This window comes from Helicobacter japonicus, assembly GCF_000762845.2.
Taxonomy (GTDB): Bacteria; Campylobacterota; Campylobacteria; order Campylobacterales; family Helicobacteraceae; genus Helicobacter_C; species Helicobacter_C japonicus.
On sequence record NZ_JRMQ02000001.1, the window covers coordinates 165914 to 180812 of the forward strand.

Here is a 14899-nt window from a genome sequence, read left to right on the forward strand (position 1 = left end):
AGATTGAATACGAGCACTTAAATATGCTATCAAATATCGCTATAAGATTTACAAATATGCAGCTTACACAAGAGGGTAGGAACACTATCAAATCTTTGAAAGGAGAATAATTTGAATACAATAGAAATTATCGCTAAAGAATTGAATATTGAGGCGGATAAAATAACTTATGATAAGAAGAATAAACTTTACATAGTGCAAGATGTATCTTTGATATTAAATGCTTTTAATTGGAATTTTGACATACATTTTAAGCAATGTAATTTTACAGAATCAATAATATATGAAAACAAAACATTTCAGTATAAAATTAGATTTGAAGCGTGTAATTTTCAAAAACAAGTTATATTTGACGATGCACATTTCCAACAGGACATTAGCTTTGGTGGTGTAGTCTTTGAAGCTGGTGTAGATTTTTTGAAAACAAACTTTGGCAAAGAGGTATCGTTTCACGAATCGGAGTTTAAAGATGATACATTTTTTACAAGCAATATTTTTAACAACAAAACAAACTTCGTATCCACTCATTTCTTTAAAAAAATAAGTTTTGAGGGAAGCATATTTAAGCAAGAATCATTATTTCTTAAATGTGTTGCGAATGATTTTCTCTCTTTGTTTCAATGTAAGTTTAACATACTTCCCAACTTTTCTGGAGCAATGATAGATAAAATCAATCTAGTCAATGCTGACTTTAACCTGCAAAAAATAACTTATTCTAATACTATCAAAAATATACAGAGATATTATATCCTCACAAACAAAGAGCAGACATTTACAGAAAACACAATAATATTTCGCGATTCTTTTCGGCTTTTTAAAAACGCACTGATTAAAGAAAATAATCTTTTAGACGCTTCGCAATGGCATAAACTAGAGCTATACACTAAAGAAATAGAGTTAGATTCTAAAAAACCTAAAATATTTAGCAAGGATTGGATAGATAAATGGGTATTAAGATTTTACCGCCACACCTCCGACCACCACACTGATTTGGTGAGAATTATACATTGGGTTATAATTTTAATTGGGTATTTTTCTCTTACTTTGTTTTTAGGTAAATACAATTGTCATTTAGAGATTTTTTTCAATAATCACTCAAACAATATGCCTATAAACTTAACAAATGACTTTATCAATACTATGGTGGAATCAAAATTAATTTATTTAATTTCATTTATCGCCTATATTGGAATATGTTTAAAGCCAATAAGGCTATTAATAGGCTATATAGGAACTTTCCTTATCATTACAATAAACCCAAAATATATTTTTGGTATAGCAAATATATTTAGTAACAAATGTCATTTTACTTATATAGAAAATATTATTATTGCAATTTACAGCATTTTAATGTTTTTACTCCTTTTCTCCTTGCAAAAAACCGCGCGTAAGAACTCTATTGTGCCGCACTAAATAAGTATTATGAGATAAACTGAAGTGATTAAGGTTTATTAATAAAAATTTCTTATACTTTACCTATAAGGAACTTTTTTTGCTACTTCTTAAAAAATCAATACCTAAAGGCTCAATGTGATAGAAAGTATAGAGATTAAAAACTATAAAGTATTGGATTCAATAGAGGTTGAAAACCTAGCACAAATAAATATTTTTGTAGGTAAAAATAATTGCGGTAAAACCTCTTTGCTTGAGGCTATATTTCTTAATTTTCAGCCAAGCAATCCTATGAATATCGTATCGGTTGTGTCTAATTTTATAAGACAAATACAAGTGAGCCACGATAATTTGGATTATTTTTTTAATCAGCTTGATATGACTAAACCTATTAAAATCACATCATCTTATAATCATCAAAAAATGCACTTGCAAATCACACCAAAGACAACAAATGATTTTACCCAAATACTGCCAAATGATATAAATCCAAATGATATAAATATGGATATCGATAAGGTTTTAGATAAAAAAACAGGTGCTTATATCACAGGCTTAAATTTTGATATACAATTTAATGGAAGTCCTGCAGTAAGAAGTAGCTTTGATATTCGCAGAAACAATATTAATAATGTTATCCAAGTAGATTATCCCTCATTTTCAGGTATGATTTTTCCAAGCCATATGGCACTTATGGACGCAGCCTCAATTTTAGCTAGATTACGAATACTTAAAAAAGAGCAAGAATTATTAGCCTATCTCCAAATCTTTGATGAGAAGATTCAGGGGATAGAAGTAATCAATGGTGAAATAATGATAGATTTAGCAGATATGCCTAAAAAAATTAGCCTTAATACTATGGGGGAAGGCTTAAAAAAATATCTAGCCATTTTGGCAAGTGTCATTGTGGGGGAATATAAATATATCTGCATTGATGAAATTGAAAATGGACTTCATTTTGAATCAATGCACAAATTGCTTGAATCTGTCATTAAACTAGCTCAAAAAACCGATATACAACTCTTTGTCTCCACCCATAGCTATGAATTTTTAGAAATTCTTAATGCAATCTCTAGTGAGAATCAATACGAACAAATTGCTATTTTTAATATTGCAAGAACCAAACTTAAAGGTTTGCAAACTTATAAGTATGATATGAAAGATTTAGAGAATTTACTCAAAACTAAAACAGAATTTAGGGATTAAAATGACTTTATTTGTTGTAGAGGGTAAAAGTGATAAGGTATTTTTAGAGCAGTATATATATTGCAAAAACTCTACTTTTGAATATGAAATTATAGAAAACGGTAACAATAATCTTCAAGATTCGACATTAACACAGATTAAAAAAGCATTAGATAAGAACAATAGAGTTTGTATTATTTTTGATGCCGATTTAGATTGTAATCAAACACGACAGAGCATTGAAAATAAAATCAGAAATTATAAAGATATGGTAGAAATCTTTTTATTTCCAGATAATAAGAATAAAGGTAATCTTGAAACTTTGCTTTCTGATATTGCTAAATATAAAGAAATAATAGAATGTTTTGAAAAGTATGTTAAATGTTTAGAATCTCATTCTAAACATTTTGCAGATAATATTTACAAAAAGTCAAAAATGTATGCCTATCGTGAAGCAAGTGGTTTAGAAAAAAATATGAAATCAAATAAAAATGCACTTAATAAGGATATATTTAGTCAATATTTTGATTTTGATTCACCCTATCTCCAACCTCTCCATAGTTTTATATTTAACCTATAAATTCTTTAAAATTCTAAACTCTACTATCTTGTTTTAGCCAAATAATCTCTTTTGCTCAAGCTCCTACAAATCTCATTAAGCAGATATAATTTTAGAATCAAAACCCACAGATTCTCATTTTGACACTTCTGCTTTGCAATCCCACATTGATACATTGGTGTATGCGTTGTATAATCTCACCCAAGCAGATGCACATCATAAATATAAATAATGTGCTATAACATTCAATGTAAAGGAGCAAATAATGAATCCAAAATGCGCGATTATTTCTCACTAACACACTTCTTAAAATTGATTTTTTAAGGAGGATACAATGGTTTTGCATACATAAATAAATAGATAACTTCTACTTTTAAAATATCAAAGCTAAAGGAATGCGTCAAACCTGTCTTTTAAGACAGGTTGTCCTATCAAAACATACCATAATACAAAGCAGAGTAAAATTAAGCCACAAAATATTCCATTGCTTTTTTAAGATTCTTATTTATCTCACTTGTCCATTGCCTTGAATGCAATATTTATAGCTTAATAGAGATTCTATACCCATAGGACCTCTAGCGTGAAGTTTAGAAGTAGAAATACCCACCTCTGCTCCAAAGCCAAATTCTCCACCATCACTAAATCGTGTAGAAGCATTGACATACACACACGCCGCATCGACCTCACGCATAAAAGTTTGTGCCACTTCCTCATCTTGTGTGATAATACATTCAGAATGTGAAGAACCATATTTTGCAATATGCTCTAGCGCGTCCTCAAGTCCGCTCACTACCTTAAGATTCACAATTTTATCGCCCCACTCTTTGCTAAAATCAGCTAAACCCTCATTAGCAATGCCCCATTTTTTGAGCCATACTCCATTTTCAAACATCACACGCACATCTGCCTCTCTTAATTTTGTAAGCAATGTCGGCAAAAATGATTCTACAAGCACCCAATCAAGCAAGATACACTCACACGCATTACACGCAGCAGGATAGCTTATTTTTGCATTGAGCGCAATACGAAGTGCTATATCTAAATTGGCATTTTTATGGATATAAGTATGGCACACGCCTTTATCGTGCTTGATGATAGGAATTGTTGCATTATGTTTGACAAATTCTATTAATCCCTCGCCTCCTCGTGGTATAAGCAAATCCACATATTTATCCATTTTGACAAACTCTAAAATACCCTCTTTAGAGGTATCATTGAGCATACTTACACACTCTTTGGGGAGATTATGTTTCTGCAATGCCTTATGCAAGGCTTTATGTATAGCTACATTTGAAGCAAACGCCTCCTTGCCACCTTTAAGCACACATACATTTCCACTTTTAAAGCATAATGCACTTACATCGCTTGTAACATTAGGACGAGATTCATAAATGACACCAATGACACCAAGTGGCACACTCACTTGCGCAATCTCTAATCCTGCCTTATTTTTCCAGCTTTTTATCACCTGCCCTACACTGCAAGGAATCTTTGCAATATCGCGGATAGAATCTGCCATAGAGCGCACTTTTGCTTCATTTAATTCTAATCTTTTACGCATTGCAAGGGGGAGATTCTCTGCTGCACTCATATCTTTAGCATTTGCCTCACAGATAAAAGCGCATTGGGATTCTATCTCATCTGCCATAGATATAAGCACTGCACTTCTCTCCTCATTACTTAATCGCTCTAATATCCTTGCACTTTTTTTTGCACAAAGGAGTAAATCTATCATATCTTGTTTTAATTGCATCTGCTGCATTATGCTTCCTCTCTTTGCTTAGCAAGTTCCTCTACTTCTGCGATAAATCGTTCAAGCAATTCATCTTCTTTGAGTTTGCAGAGAATTTTCCCTTCTTTGATAATCAATCCATCTTTATTTCCAAAAGCAATCGCAATATCTGCGTGTTTGGCTTCACCCAGAGCATTGACAGCACAACCCATTACACTCACTTGTAAAGGCGTTTTAATGTGTTTAATGCGAGATTCTACCTCCTGCACCATTTGCACAAGATTTGCTTCAATCCGCCCACAAGTAGGGCAAGATACGATGGTAACTCCGCTTTTTTGTCGCCCACTATATTGCAATATCATACGCGCGACCTTAATTTCTTCTTCAAGCTCACCTGTAATAGAAACCCTCATCGTATCGCCAATACCCTCCATAAGTAGCCCACCAAGTGCCATAGCACTTTTTACCATAGAATGAGGTAAAGTCCCAGCCTCTGTAACGCCCAAATGAAAAGGATAATCCACCAATGGACGAAGCATTCTATATGCCTCCATTGTGCGTAACACATCACTTGCTTTGAGCGAAACTTTAATGTTTGTAAATCCAAAATCCTCTAAAAGATTTATGTTATACAATGCAGATTCCACCATACCTTTAGGAGTTGCACCATATTTTTCCTCAAATTGCTTCTCTAAACTCCCACCATTTACACCAATACGAATAGGTATGCCTCGTGCATTACACGCATCTGCCACAGCTTTAACCCTATCTTTTGAGCCAATATTGCCCGGATTAATGCGGATACAATCTACGCATTCAGCTGCAATAAGTGCAAATTTATATCGAAAATGAATATCAGCGATAAGTGGCAAGGGCGAGATTTTTTTCAAATTTTTAAGTGCTGCTGCATCTTTTGGGTCGCTCACTGCTACACGCACCATATCAGCCCCAGCAAAATATAATCTGTCAAGTTGTGCTTTGGTTGCTTCTATATCGCAAGTTTTGCTAAAAGTCATACTTTGCACACTAATAGGCGCATCACCGCCTACTGCCACATCTCCTACGAAAATTTGTTTTGTTTTTACTCTTTGCACTTCAAATTCCTTTATGAATTTTTGCTTATTTTATCACTTCTTGGGTAAAATTCTACCTAAATAACTTTATAGAATCTCAAGGATAAAAATGCACGAATACTCTATTGTTTCTTCACTTATACAAATGTGTGAATCTCACGCAAAGCAATATAATGCTACTTCTGTTGCTAAAGTCTGTATTGCCATTGGTGAGCGAAGTGGAGTAGATAGTGCGCTTATAAAAAGTGTCTTTGAGACTTTTAGATTAGAATCTCCACTTTGTAAAAATGCAAAGATTGATATAGAATATCAACCTGTTGTTTTACATTGTCAATCTTGCGGACACGACTTTAATGGAGAAAATCTCACATATAGCACTTGTCCTTTCTGTCAAAGTCAGCAAGTAGTCATCACGCAAGGTAGAGAATTACATCTTCTTAACCTTGAACTTGATATAGAAGATTCACAAGATTGCACACAAACTCAAGAATCTTGTATAATGTCATCATCTTAGAGAATAAAGGATTTTTATGCACACACAAGATAAGCCATTAGCTCAAAAAATTGATGAACAAGCATTTGAAAAACTTCTCAAATACAATCCGCAAACGCAAAATCTTTGGGATATTGTAGGATTTTTTGAAAACGAGCGAGAGAAAATGCGCCTTGAAGTTGCGCAATATCACGAAGAAATCAAAACTTCCAAAGCCAAGCTCAAAGAATTAAGAGAGCATATTACCCTAGCACAAAATGCAATCAAAGCATTAGAGCAAAAACACGCTCAAATGCCACAAGATTCTCTAAAAAATGAAGTGCAAGATGAACTCAAAGCACAAATTAATGAACTTGAATTAGAAAACTCCAAATTACGCGTGGAATTAAGAGATTTAAAAAGTGAATATCAACTTGAAGAAAATCTCTCTCACATCGCATATAATCACTTAAACAATGAGAATCCTGCTCAAAATCCAGAAGAAACAAAAGAATAGCTATGTTCAAATCTAAAAGACTTTTTGTGAGTGCGTGTGAGCCAAGCGCAAACATTCATTTGCAGTTTCTTGCCAAAAATCTTGACTCCTCTGTGCAAGTTTGCGGTATTTTTGAACCAAATGTATTTGCTCATTTTCCCAATGCAAAAGCCTCATATACCCTAGAAAATTTTGCAGTTATGGGGTTTTTTGATGTTATAAAAAAAATTAATTTTTTTAAAGAAGCTATCAATAAAATGATTAAACTTGCAGAAGAAAGTGATGTCGTATTGCTTATGGATAGCTCAAGTTTTAATCTCCCTATCGCAAAGGCTTTAAAGAAAAATGGCTCAAAAGTGCCTATTGTATATTATATTTTGCCACAAGTGTGGGCGTGGAAGCCTTGGAGAGCAAAACAAATAGAATCTATATGTGATTATCTCTGTGCGATTTTACCATTTGAGCTTGCTATGTATCCACGAGCACAAAAAGAAAAAAGGATTCAATATGTAGGACACCCTTTGCTTGATGAGATTCCTGCACTTAAAGAACAACCTTTGCCCCTTGAAAATGGCAAGATTGCCTTTATGCCCGGCAGTCGTAAAAGCGAGATTCAGAGAATCTTCCCCGTTTTTGTCAAAGTAGCAAAACAACTACCAAACAAAAAAGTTCTTATTATTCCCGAACATTTTAAGAAACTTGAATCTTATGAATTAGCTCAAATATATGGAAATGATATAGAAATGTTTGAGATAAGCTATGATGCAAATACGGCACTTTATGAAAGTAGTTTTGCCTTTATTTGCTCTGGCACTGCCACACTTCAAGCTACGCTTATTGGCACACCTCTTGTGCTTGGCTACAAAACGCGTAACACCGATATATTGTTTGCTCGTATCTTTGTGAGGCTTAATCACATAGGACTTGCCAATATTCTCTACAATGCCCTACATTTAGGTAATTCACATATTGGCACTAAGCAAATTCACCCTGAATTAATACAAAGCAATCTCACTGCAATCAATCTTCTTAAAGCCTACAATGATACGCGTCCAGAATTATTTTTCTCTCAAGTAAAAGAACTTAGAGATTATCTTCAACACGGCAGCGCAGAGAAAGTAGCAACTCTCCTCACCAAGCTTTTACATAAAAATTAAGATGAAATTACAAGAAACTTTGTTAGAATCGCGCATTTTTATGTTAAAAACTAAGGAGTTTTTATGTCTTCACTTTTAGGCAATAAAATAATAGGGGGGGGGGCAATATAATTCTTATATTCCTACACTCTCAATTATTATCCCTTGTTTTAATGAATCTCAGACTATCACACATATTGTAGAATGTGTAAAAAATGTTGCTATTACTTATCACAAAGAAATTATCATTGTTGATGATTTTAGCACTGATGGCACAAGAGCAATACTTCAAGATTTAGAATCTATTGAATCTAAGCAAGAGAATACCCCCTATACTACAACTTTAAAAATCTTTTATCACTCACATAATCAAGGTAAAGGTGCAGCCCTACGCACAGGTATTGCAAGAGTAAGTGGCGATATTGTGCTTATCCAAGATGCGGATTTAGAATATGACCCTAATGAATATCCAAAACTTTTGACACCATTTGAAAAAGGTGTGGCTGATGTGGTTTTTGGCTCACGTTTTGTAAGCGGAGATTCTCATCGTGTGCTATATTTTTGGCATAGAATGGCAAATGGCTTACTTACACTTTTATCAAATATGATGACAAATTTAAACCTCACAGATATGGAGACTTGCTACAAAGTGTTTAAAAGAGAGATTATCCAAAATATTCATATAGAAGAAAATCGCTTTGGCTTTGAGCCAGAAATTACTGCAAAAATCGCTAAAATCAAACATATTAGAATCTATGAAGTGGGTATCTCTTATTATGGTAGAACTTATGATGAGGGCAAAAAAATTGGTGTCAAAGATGGGTTTAGGGCTTTATGGGCAATTATAAAATATAGATTCAAGGGGTAAAAATGGAGTGGATAATCACGAATGGACAAATTGCCTTTGTGCTTTTATTGTGGATTTTAGCAACCTTTGGCTATGGTGGAGCTATGTTTTATTTGTATGAGAAAACATGCGCTCCTGCTGTATCTCTACAAGATGGGTTAAAATTTTTTACTCAACTCATTTTAGGAATGTTGTTTTTATGTTTTATCACTCAAGTAATAAATATTTTTCTCCCTATTCATAGCTTTTTTGCATATTTTTTCTTAACTCTCGGTATTATTTTTTGCCCATATTTTTGCAAAGATTTTTTTAGAGACAAGATTTTCCTCACTGCTGCTTTACTTGCTTTTTGTATAATCGCACCCCTTAGTTTCTTAAGCGATTCGATAGGTGATAGCATTAATTATCATATACAAATCGTTACTTGGATACAGCAATCTCCTCTTATTTTTGGACTCGCAAATATTCACGGCAGGCTAGGCTTCAATGGACTGATTTATAACTTTTATGCCTTAAGTGATGTAAGCCTTATTTTTCCACATTTACGAAGCTTTATTGGTAATGAAATTGTATATTTCGGTTTCTTAGCAGGTGCGTTTTATATGCTTTTAAAGCGACAATTTGCACCTTTTTACGCACTTTTTATTATTTGCTCCCTCCTTCCCTTTCCATTTATCATTTTATGGGCAGAACTTCAAGCCCTGCATTGTGAGGGCATAGGTGCAGTGCTTGGCATACTTGTCTTTGCGCTTTTACTCTACACTATCACTTATAAAGAAGTAAAAGTGCTTATTCTTTGCCTCTTTGTAAGCCTTTTTGCAGTGATGATAAAAATTGCTAATTTCGCCCTTGTGCTAAGTGTATTCTTGGTATATTGTATTATATTTAAAGAATATATCTTTAAACAATCCATAAAAACCTATCTTACACTTGCTTTACTCTGCTTTATTTGCGTTTTGCCTTGGGCGGTAAAAGGCATAATGACAAGCGGAATGCTTGCTTATCCTGCAAATGTTTTTTATATAGAATCTTTACCTTGGGCGGTAAGTGATACTCAAAGACAAAATGAAGTGTGTTGGATTATGAGCTGGGCTAGAGCACCGGGTAAAAATTGTGTAGAAGTGCTATCAAATTATGCGTGGATGAGTGATTGGTTTGCGATGAAAACGCGTTATTTTGGGTGGTATTTTAAATATTTTGTATATAGCTTTTTTGCTTGTATTAGTATTGCTCTTATGCTTATACTATTGCATAAAAAGCAAAAGATTAGCCTCTCGCAAAGCCTTACACAACTCCCATCACAAAAAGGATTCATAAGCATAACTCTTGCTTTACTTTGTGGCATTATTTTTTGGTTTGTAAGCGGTCCTGACCCTCGCTTTGGTATGGTATATATTGTGCCTTTACTTGGATTCTTATTTGCATTTAATCTCACTTTTATTTGGAATATTAGCCATAATAATATGCGCATTATCTTTCTTGGGCTTTTTGTATTAAGTGTATTACCTATGTTTTTGAATATGCGTCCAGCTTTTATAATTATATGGCTTATATGCTTACTTTTACCGCTAAGGTATAAAAGATTCTATATGCCTTTTGTGATTATTGCATCACTCCTTTGTGTGCCTAATCTCTATCGCAAATATATTGATGCAATGAAAGAAGTGCCAAAGATTCGACCTATTTTTATTGAAGAAAAACTCACACATTTTGGTGTAAAAATCTTTGTGCGTAAAGACAATGCAAATAAATCCACACAACCTTTTGCCTATGAGCCACTCCCTAGCGGTCCATACTTCAACGAAAGTGTTGCAAACATCAAAGAAGAAACAATTTTTGGACGCAAGGCTTATATAATCAATAAATAGGTATATATTTTATTCAGAGGGAAGAAAAATGAAAGAAGCCATATTGGAACCACTTTTACGCAAAATGCGGTTAAGTCGGGTATTGCCAACTATCAAAAGCTTTAATAAGCCTAATGTGCTTGATGTAGGTTGTGGTTGGGAAGCAAAGCTTATTCAAGAAATCGAGCCTTTTATTGCTAAAGGTGTGGGCGTTGATTTCAAAGCCCCAAGCATACGAACAGACAAGATTCATACCTTTTCTTACTTTTTTGAATCCAAAGATTCTGTGGCTTTTAGCGGGGGGGGGGATATGACACAAATTCTCAAACCTCAAAAAATTGCCACCTACCTTTTGAAAATGAGAGTTTTGAAGTGGTAACCTTGCTTGCAGTTTTAGAACATCTCAACTATCCACTTGATATGCTTAGAGAAATTGCTCGTGTATTAAAACCAAATGGTATTCTACTCTTAACTGTGCCTAGTCATCTAGCAAAACCTGTGCTTGAGTTTCTTGCATATAAACTAAAAATTGTGAGTGAAGACGAAATAAGGGATCACAAAACTTACTACAATAAAAAAGATTTAACAAATCTTATTCAACAAACTCCTAACCTCTGCCTACACAAGCACAACTACTTTCAATTAGGAATGAATAATTTTGCCATTATTCGCAAAATTCTTTAAGGAGAGGGAATGAAAAAAGTGCGGATTTACTTTGGTGCTGTCTTTGTATTATTTATGTTATTTTTTGGCTGTGCTTATCCTATTGTGCCATTTTGGGGAGATGATTGGCAAATAATGAGTGCATATGGCTCTTTAAAACCTATTGCGAGCTCTTGGATTCCTGCTCGATTACTTCCACCCATAATACAAACAGCTATGGGAATTGTGAGTGCCTATATCGTAATGCCTTTAAGTGGTTTAGACTTTGTCGATTCAATCACACTCACAAGTGCAGTTACTTTAAGCAGTGTCTTTACGACACTGAGCTATGCGATTTATCGTTTAATGCTTACTCTTACGCAAACCATATCGCTTGCGCTTTTCATCACAAGCATTTTTATTATGGGTGGATTTTGTGCGACAAAAACACAGGTAATGCCCTTATTTTTACCCGCCGACCTCCAAGCCGAAGGTATGGGCTATATTTTCACACTTATTAGCTTTTATATTATTCCTAACGCACTGAATCTTGCCTTACTTTGTGGGTTGTTTTACTATCAATACACACATTCACTATTGATAAGAAAACCCTACATAAAAGAAATATGGCTTTTAGCGGGGGGGGGGGTAATAATACTTTATCTTGCACAATTTTCTATGACAAGTGCAAGTTTAATCCTTTCTAGTTATTGTGGAGTAAGCTTATTTGTGGAATTATTTTATTTTTTTATACTCCATAAAAATAGAATCCTTTTTCATTTTATCAGAAATAATTTTGCTTATATAGTCGGACTTGTGCTTTGTGTAACATTCTGGTGTATTGCTGCAATATTTGATATGCACTCTGGCAGGGCACAATATTGTGGCGATTTTAACCTCTCCTTTGGTGCTTCTTATACATATTCAAGTCTCAAATTTATGCGAAGCGGATTCTATACACTTTTTGTGCTTACACTCATTGGTATTGTGATAAAAGCTTACAAAGACAAATCGTTAAGAAAATGGTTATTCATACACATTCTTTGGCTTATATGCCTCATTGTTGCTTATGTTTTACTCGTATCAAAATGCGGTGCGAAATATTATCTTATGAGCGGACTTTTAATGTGTATATTATGGATAATGTGTGTATGGATAGCCCTCATTTTTAAAGATTGCAAAAAACTTCTTGGGATTCTTAGTTTTGTAGCATTTGTAGCATTTTTGCACCCTTTTGAGCCATACAAAGAGCGTCCTAGGGAATCTTATCTTTTTCATAGAGAATATGCAAAATTATGGGTAAAAACAGCACAAAAAGCGAGTCAAGATGGCTTAGATTCTGTAACCATTCAAGTGCCACGCACTTTTCCTCATTGGCAATGGGAAGGGTGGTTTTTTGAGGGATTTGCGCATACTTTAAAACATTATGGCATTATTCAAAAACCTATCAAAGTGCGATTTGAGCCAGATTCATAAATGAATATTAAATGCTGTTTGAGTTAAGAATCTTCACCCTCGCATTCTCCAATATGCGTCTGATAACGCATATCTTTAAAATGCAGTGTCATTGTCTTAGCTTGAGGCACTTTTATAGAATCTAAACACACAGAGATACTTTTATAAATATCTTTTGTGCGCTTTTCATCGCTATATTCCGCATAAGGCAAACATATATGTGTAAAACCACCTTGTTTATCCCCCTTAAAGAACTTTATGTTGTTCTCCTTAAAAGGTAGTTCAAATCTCACTTTATCTGCCTCACACCCTAGCCCAAATTTAAAGCAAGAAGAAACTTCTGCTATCAACTCCTCATCATTTATAGTATCCTCTCCATACCATTTTGGCAAAAAAGGAGATTCTGGAGAAAACGCATCTGCGGTTTTTACTTGAGTTCTATCAATTTCCCAACTATCAATATTTTGCAAAAAGCTCTCACTAAACATTCCTTGCATATTTTTAAGACTTTTTACCTGCCATTTATCAAGAGGCTGATTAAAAACTCGCGAGTGAAACATTTTGCTCATATCTTCCACCTTTTGCACATTCCAATTATTGATAGGTTGATTAAAGGCTGAATCTGCAAACATCGCACCCATATCTTCTACATTACTCGTATCCCAAGAATCTAAGGGCTGATTGAAAGATTGAGCATAAGAAAACATATAACTCATATCTTTAACTTGAGAGACATTCCAACTATTAAGCGGTTGATTGAAAGATATTGCTTCTTTAAACATACCCGACATATTTTCTACACTGCTTGTATCCCATTTATCTAAGGGTTGATTAAAATCATACAACCAAGCAAACATTCCACTCATATCACGCACCCTAGAAACATTCCACGCATTTAAAGGTTGATTAAAACCTGAAGTAGAATCTACCGCACACAAACCTCCAAAAAGATGTCTCATATTCTCTACATTACCCACATTCCACGATTGTATATTTTGATTAAAGCTAAGTGCGCAGTAAAACATCTCTGCCATATTTTTCACACGACTTGTATTCCACTTATCTAAAGGTTGATTGAAGCGAAAATTATGGGCAAACATCGCCTCCATATTTTCCACTCTGCCGACATTCCACGCATTAATATCTTTATTAAAATTACTCATAAAAAACATATAGCTCATATCTGTGACCTGAGAGACATTAAGATGTGTAACCCACTCTTGTATTTCCTCACTCAACGCGTAATTTTCAAAAAACATTCCTTGCATATTCTCTACATTGCTTGTATCCCAATGTAGCTCTGCCTTAGTTTCAGCTTCTTGCCCATAATCATTGCCTAACAATTCCCACGCAAAACCTTTGGCAAAAGTAAAGCTCATATCCTTAACATTTTTCGTGTTCCAATGCACGATAGTCCCTAACCTCTCTAATAAATGGCTTAACTGACCTTCCAAATCGACCTTTTGCACCTCAAGCGAGGGGATACGCTCTCCATCGTCTGCATTTTCCAAAAAAATGCACGATTTATTTTCTTTGATAACCTCATTGCGCACTTGCGCTCTCTCTTTATCATTTAAAGTTTTTCTTTTGACATATTCTCTACTATGCTCATCAAAAAATCCCTCTTTACTTTGAATCCGCCATTGTATTCTAGGTGCGATAAAAGCCTCAAAATCATTCTTGCACTGCTCCTCTTTTTTCAGTGCAGATTCTATATTGTAAATCTGCAAAGTAATGTCTGAAATTTGTTTCTTAATTGCGTGAATTTTATCCAATCGTTTTATGCCTGTATTTTTACATTTTTCTAAATATGGAGTAAGTAAATCCTCTTTATGCCACCCCAATGTATCATCGCATTCCTCTCCCAAATGCGCAAAAAGAAAGCTAAAATCCCTAACCTTACTTGTATCAATTTCACTTAGATTCACATTTTCATCATTAATAAGATTGACTAGCTCTGTCCTATCCTTTGGCTGATAGGTGTAATTTTTAGAATCTTCGCACCCATTTAGTGCAAATATACCTATGAGCACAAAAATCCATACAAAAAAAATAGTTTTCAT

General features: G+C 34.2%; 14 protein-coding genes. 11 read left to right on the forward strand and 3 right to left on the reverse strand.

All coding sequences use genetic code 11. The features are described from left to right. Positions 1-111 precede the first annotated feature (111 nt). The 3 genes from LS65_RS00725 to LS65_RS00735 all read left to right on the forward strand — a co-directional run bounded on the left by LS65_RS00725 (position 112) and on the right by LS65_RS00735 (position 3157). Positions 112-1413, forward strand: coding sequence for a pentapeptide repeat-containing protein (locus LS65_RS00725; RefSeq protein WP_138129727.1), 1302 nt, complete (start codon positions 112-114; stop codon positions 1411-1413). Positions 1414-1530: 117 nt separating this feature from the next. Then, entirely contained in the window at positions 1531-2598 is a 1068-nt protein-coding gene (locus tag LS65_RS00730) for an AAA family ATPase (RefSeq protein ID WP_034360831.1), read from the forward strand. 1 nt (position 2599) lies between these two features. After that, positions 2600-3157, forward strand: coding sequence for a DUF3226 domain-containing protein (locus LS65_RS00735; protein WP_034360833.1), 558 nt, complete (start codon positions 2600-2602; stop codon positions 3155-3157). Positions 3158-3641: 484 nt separating this feature from the next. Here LS65_RS00735 and LS65_RS00740 read toward each other — a convergent pair whose 3' ends face one another. Both LS65_RS00740 and ispG read right to left on the reverse strand, forming a co-directional pair. Continuing rightward, positions 3642-4898, reverse strand: coding sequence for a glutamate-5-semialdehyde dehydrogenase (locus LS65_RS00740; RefSeq protein ID WP_236096578.1), 1257 nt, complete (start codon positions 4896-4898; stop codon positions 3642-3644). After that, positions 4898-5962, reverse strand: a complete 1065-nt coding sequence (gene ispG / locus LS65_RS00745) for a flavodoxin-dependent (E)-4-hydroxy-3-methylbut-2-enyl-diphosphate synthase (RefSeq protein WP_034360835.1) — start codon at positions 5960-5962, stop codon at positions 4898-4900. The genes LS65_RS00740 and ispG overlap by 1 nt, the downstream gene beginning before the upstream one ends. An 88-nt stretch (positions 5963-6050) precedes the next feature. Between ispG and hypA the strand changes: the two genes are divergently transcribed. The 8 genes from hypA (at position 6051) to LS65_RS00785 (ending at position 12857) form a co-directional block, all read left to right on the forward strand. Further along, the gene (gene hypA / locus LS65_RS00750) at positions 6051-6455 is read left to right on the forward strand and encodes a hydrogenase/urease nickel incorporation protein HypA (protein WP_052060994.1); all 405 of its coding nucleotides are present in this window, start codon (positions 6051-6053) and stop codon (positions 6453-6455) included. A 16-nt stretch (positions 6456-6471) separates the two neighbouring features. After that, the gene (locus LS65_RS00755) at positions 6472-6930 is read left to right on the forward strand and encodes a coiled-coil domain-containing protein (RefSeq protein ID WP_236096579.1); all 459 of its coding nucleotides are present in this window, start codon (positions 6472-6474) and stop codon (positions 6928-6930) included. 2 nt (positions 6931-6932) lie between these two features. Then, positions 6933-8066 (forward strand): lipid-A-disaccharide synthase, encoded by a 1134-nt coding sequence (gene lpxB / locus LS65_RS00760; protein WP_034360837.1) that lies wholly within the window; start codon positions 6933-6935, stop codon positions 8064-8066. 133 nt (positions 8067-8199) lie between these two features. Continuing rightward, complete coding sequence (locus tag LS65_RS00765) at positions 8200-8913, forward strand: glycosyltransferase family 2 protein (RefSeq protein ID WP_420537000.1); 714 nt, start codon at positions 8200-8202, stop codon at positions 8911-8913. A 2-nt stretch (positions 8914-8915) separates the two neighbouring features. Continuing rightward, on the forward strand, positions 8916-10760 hold the full coding sequence (locus tag LS65_RS00770) for an LIC_10190 family membrane protein (protein WP_034360841.1): 1845 nt from the start codon (positions 8916-8918) through the stop codon (positions 10758-10760). 28 nt (positions 10761-10788) lie between these two features. Further along, on the forward strand, positions 10789-11118 hold the full coding sequence (locus tag LS65_RS00775; protein WP_034360844.1) for a hypothetical protein: 330 nt from the start codon (positions 10789-10791) through the stop codon (positions 11116-11118). Next, positions 11112-11423 carry a class I SAM-dependent methyltransferase gene (locus tag LS65_RS00780; protein ID WP_034360845.1) on the forward strand — a complete coding sequence of 104 codons (312 nt, stop codon included), beginning with the start codon at positions 11112-11114 and terminating at the stop codon, positions 11421-11423. The genes LS65_RS00775 and LS65_RS00780 overlap by 7 nt, the downstream gene beginning before the upstream one ends. 9 nt (positions 11424-11432) lie before the next feature. After that, the gene (locus LS65_RS00785; protein WP_034360847.1) at positions 11433-12857 is read left to right on the forward strand and encodes a hypothetical protein; all 1425 of its coding nucleotides are present in this window, start codon (positions 11433-11435) and stop codon (positions 12855-12857) included. Between the two features lie 23 nt (positions 12858-12880). Here the strand turns inward: LS65_RS00785 and LS65_RS00790 are convergent, their stop codons facing one another. Further along, a complete protein-coding gene (locus tag LS65_RS00790) occupies positions 12881-14899 on the reverse strand; it encodes a BspA family leucine-rich repeat surface protein (RefSeq protein ID WP_052060996.1) in 2019 nt (672 codons plus the stop codon).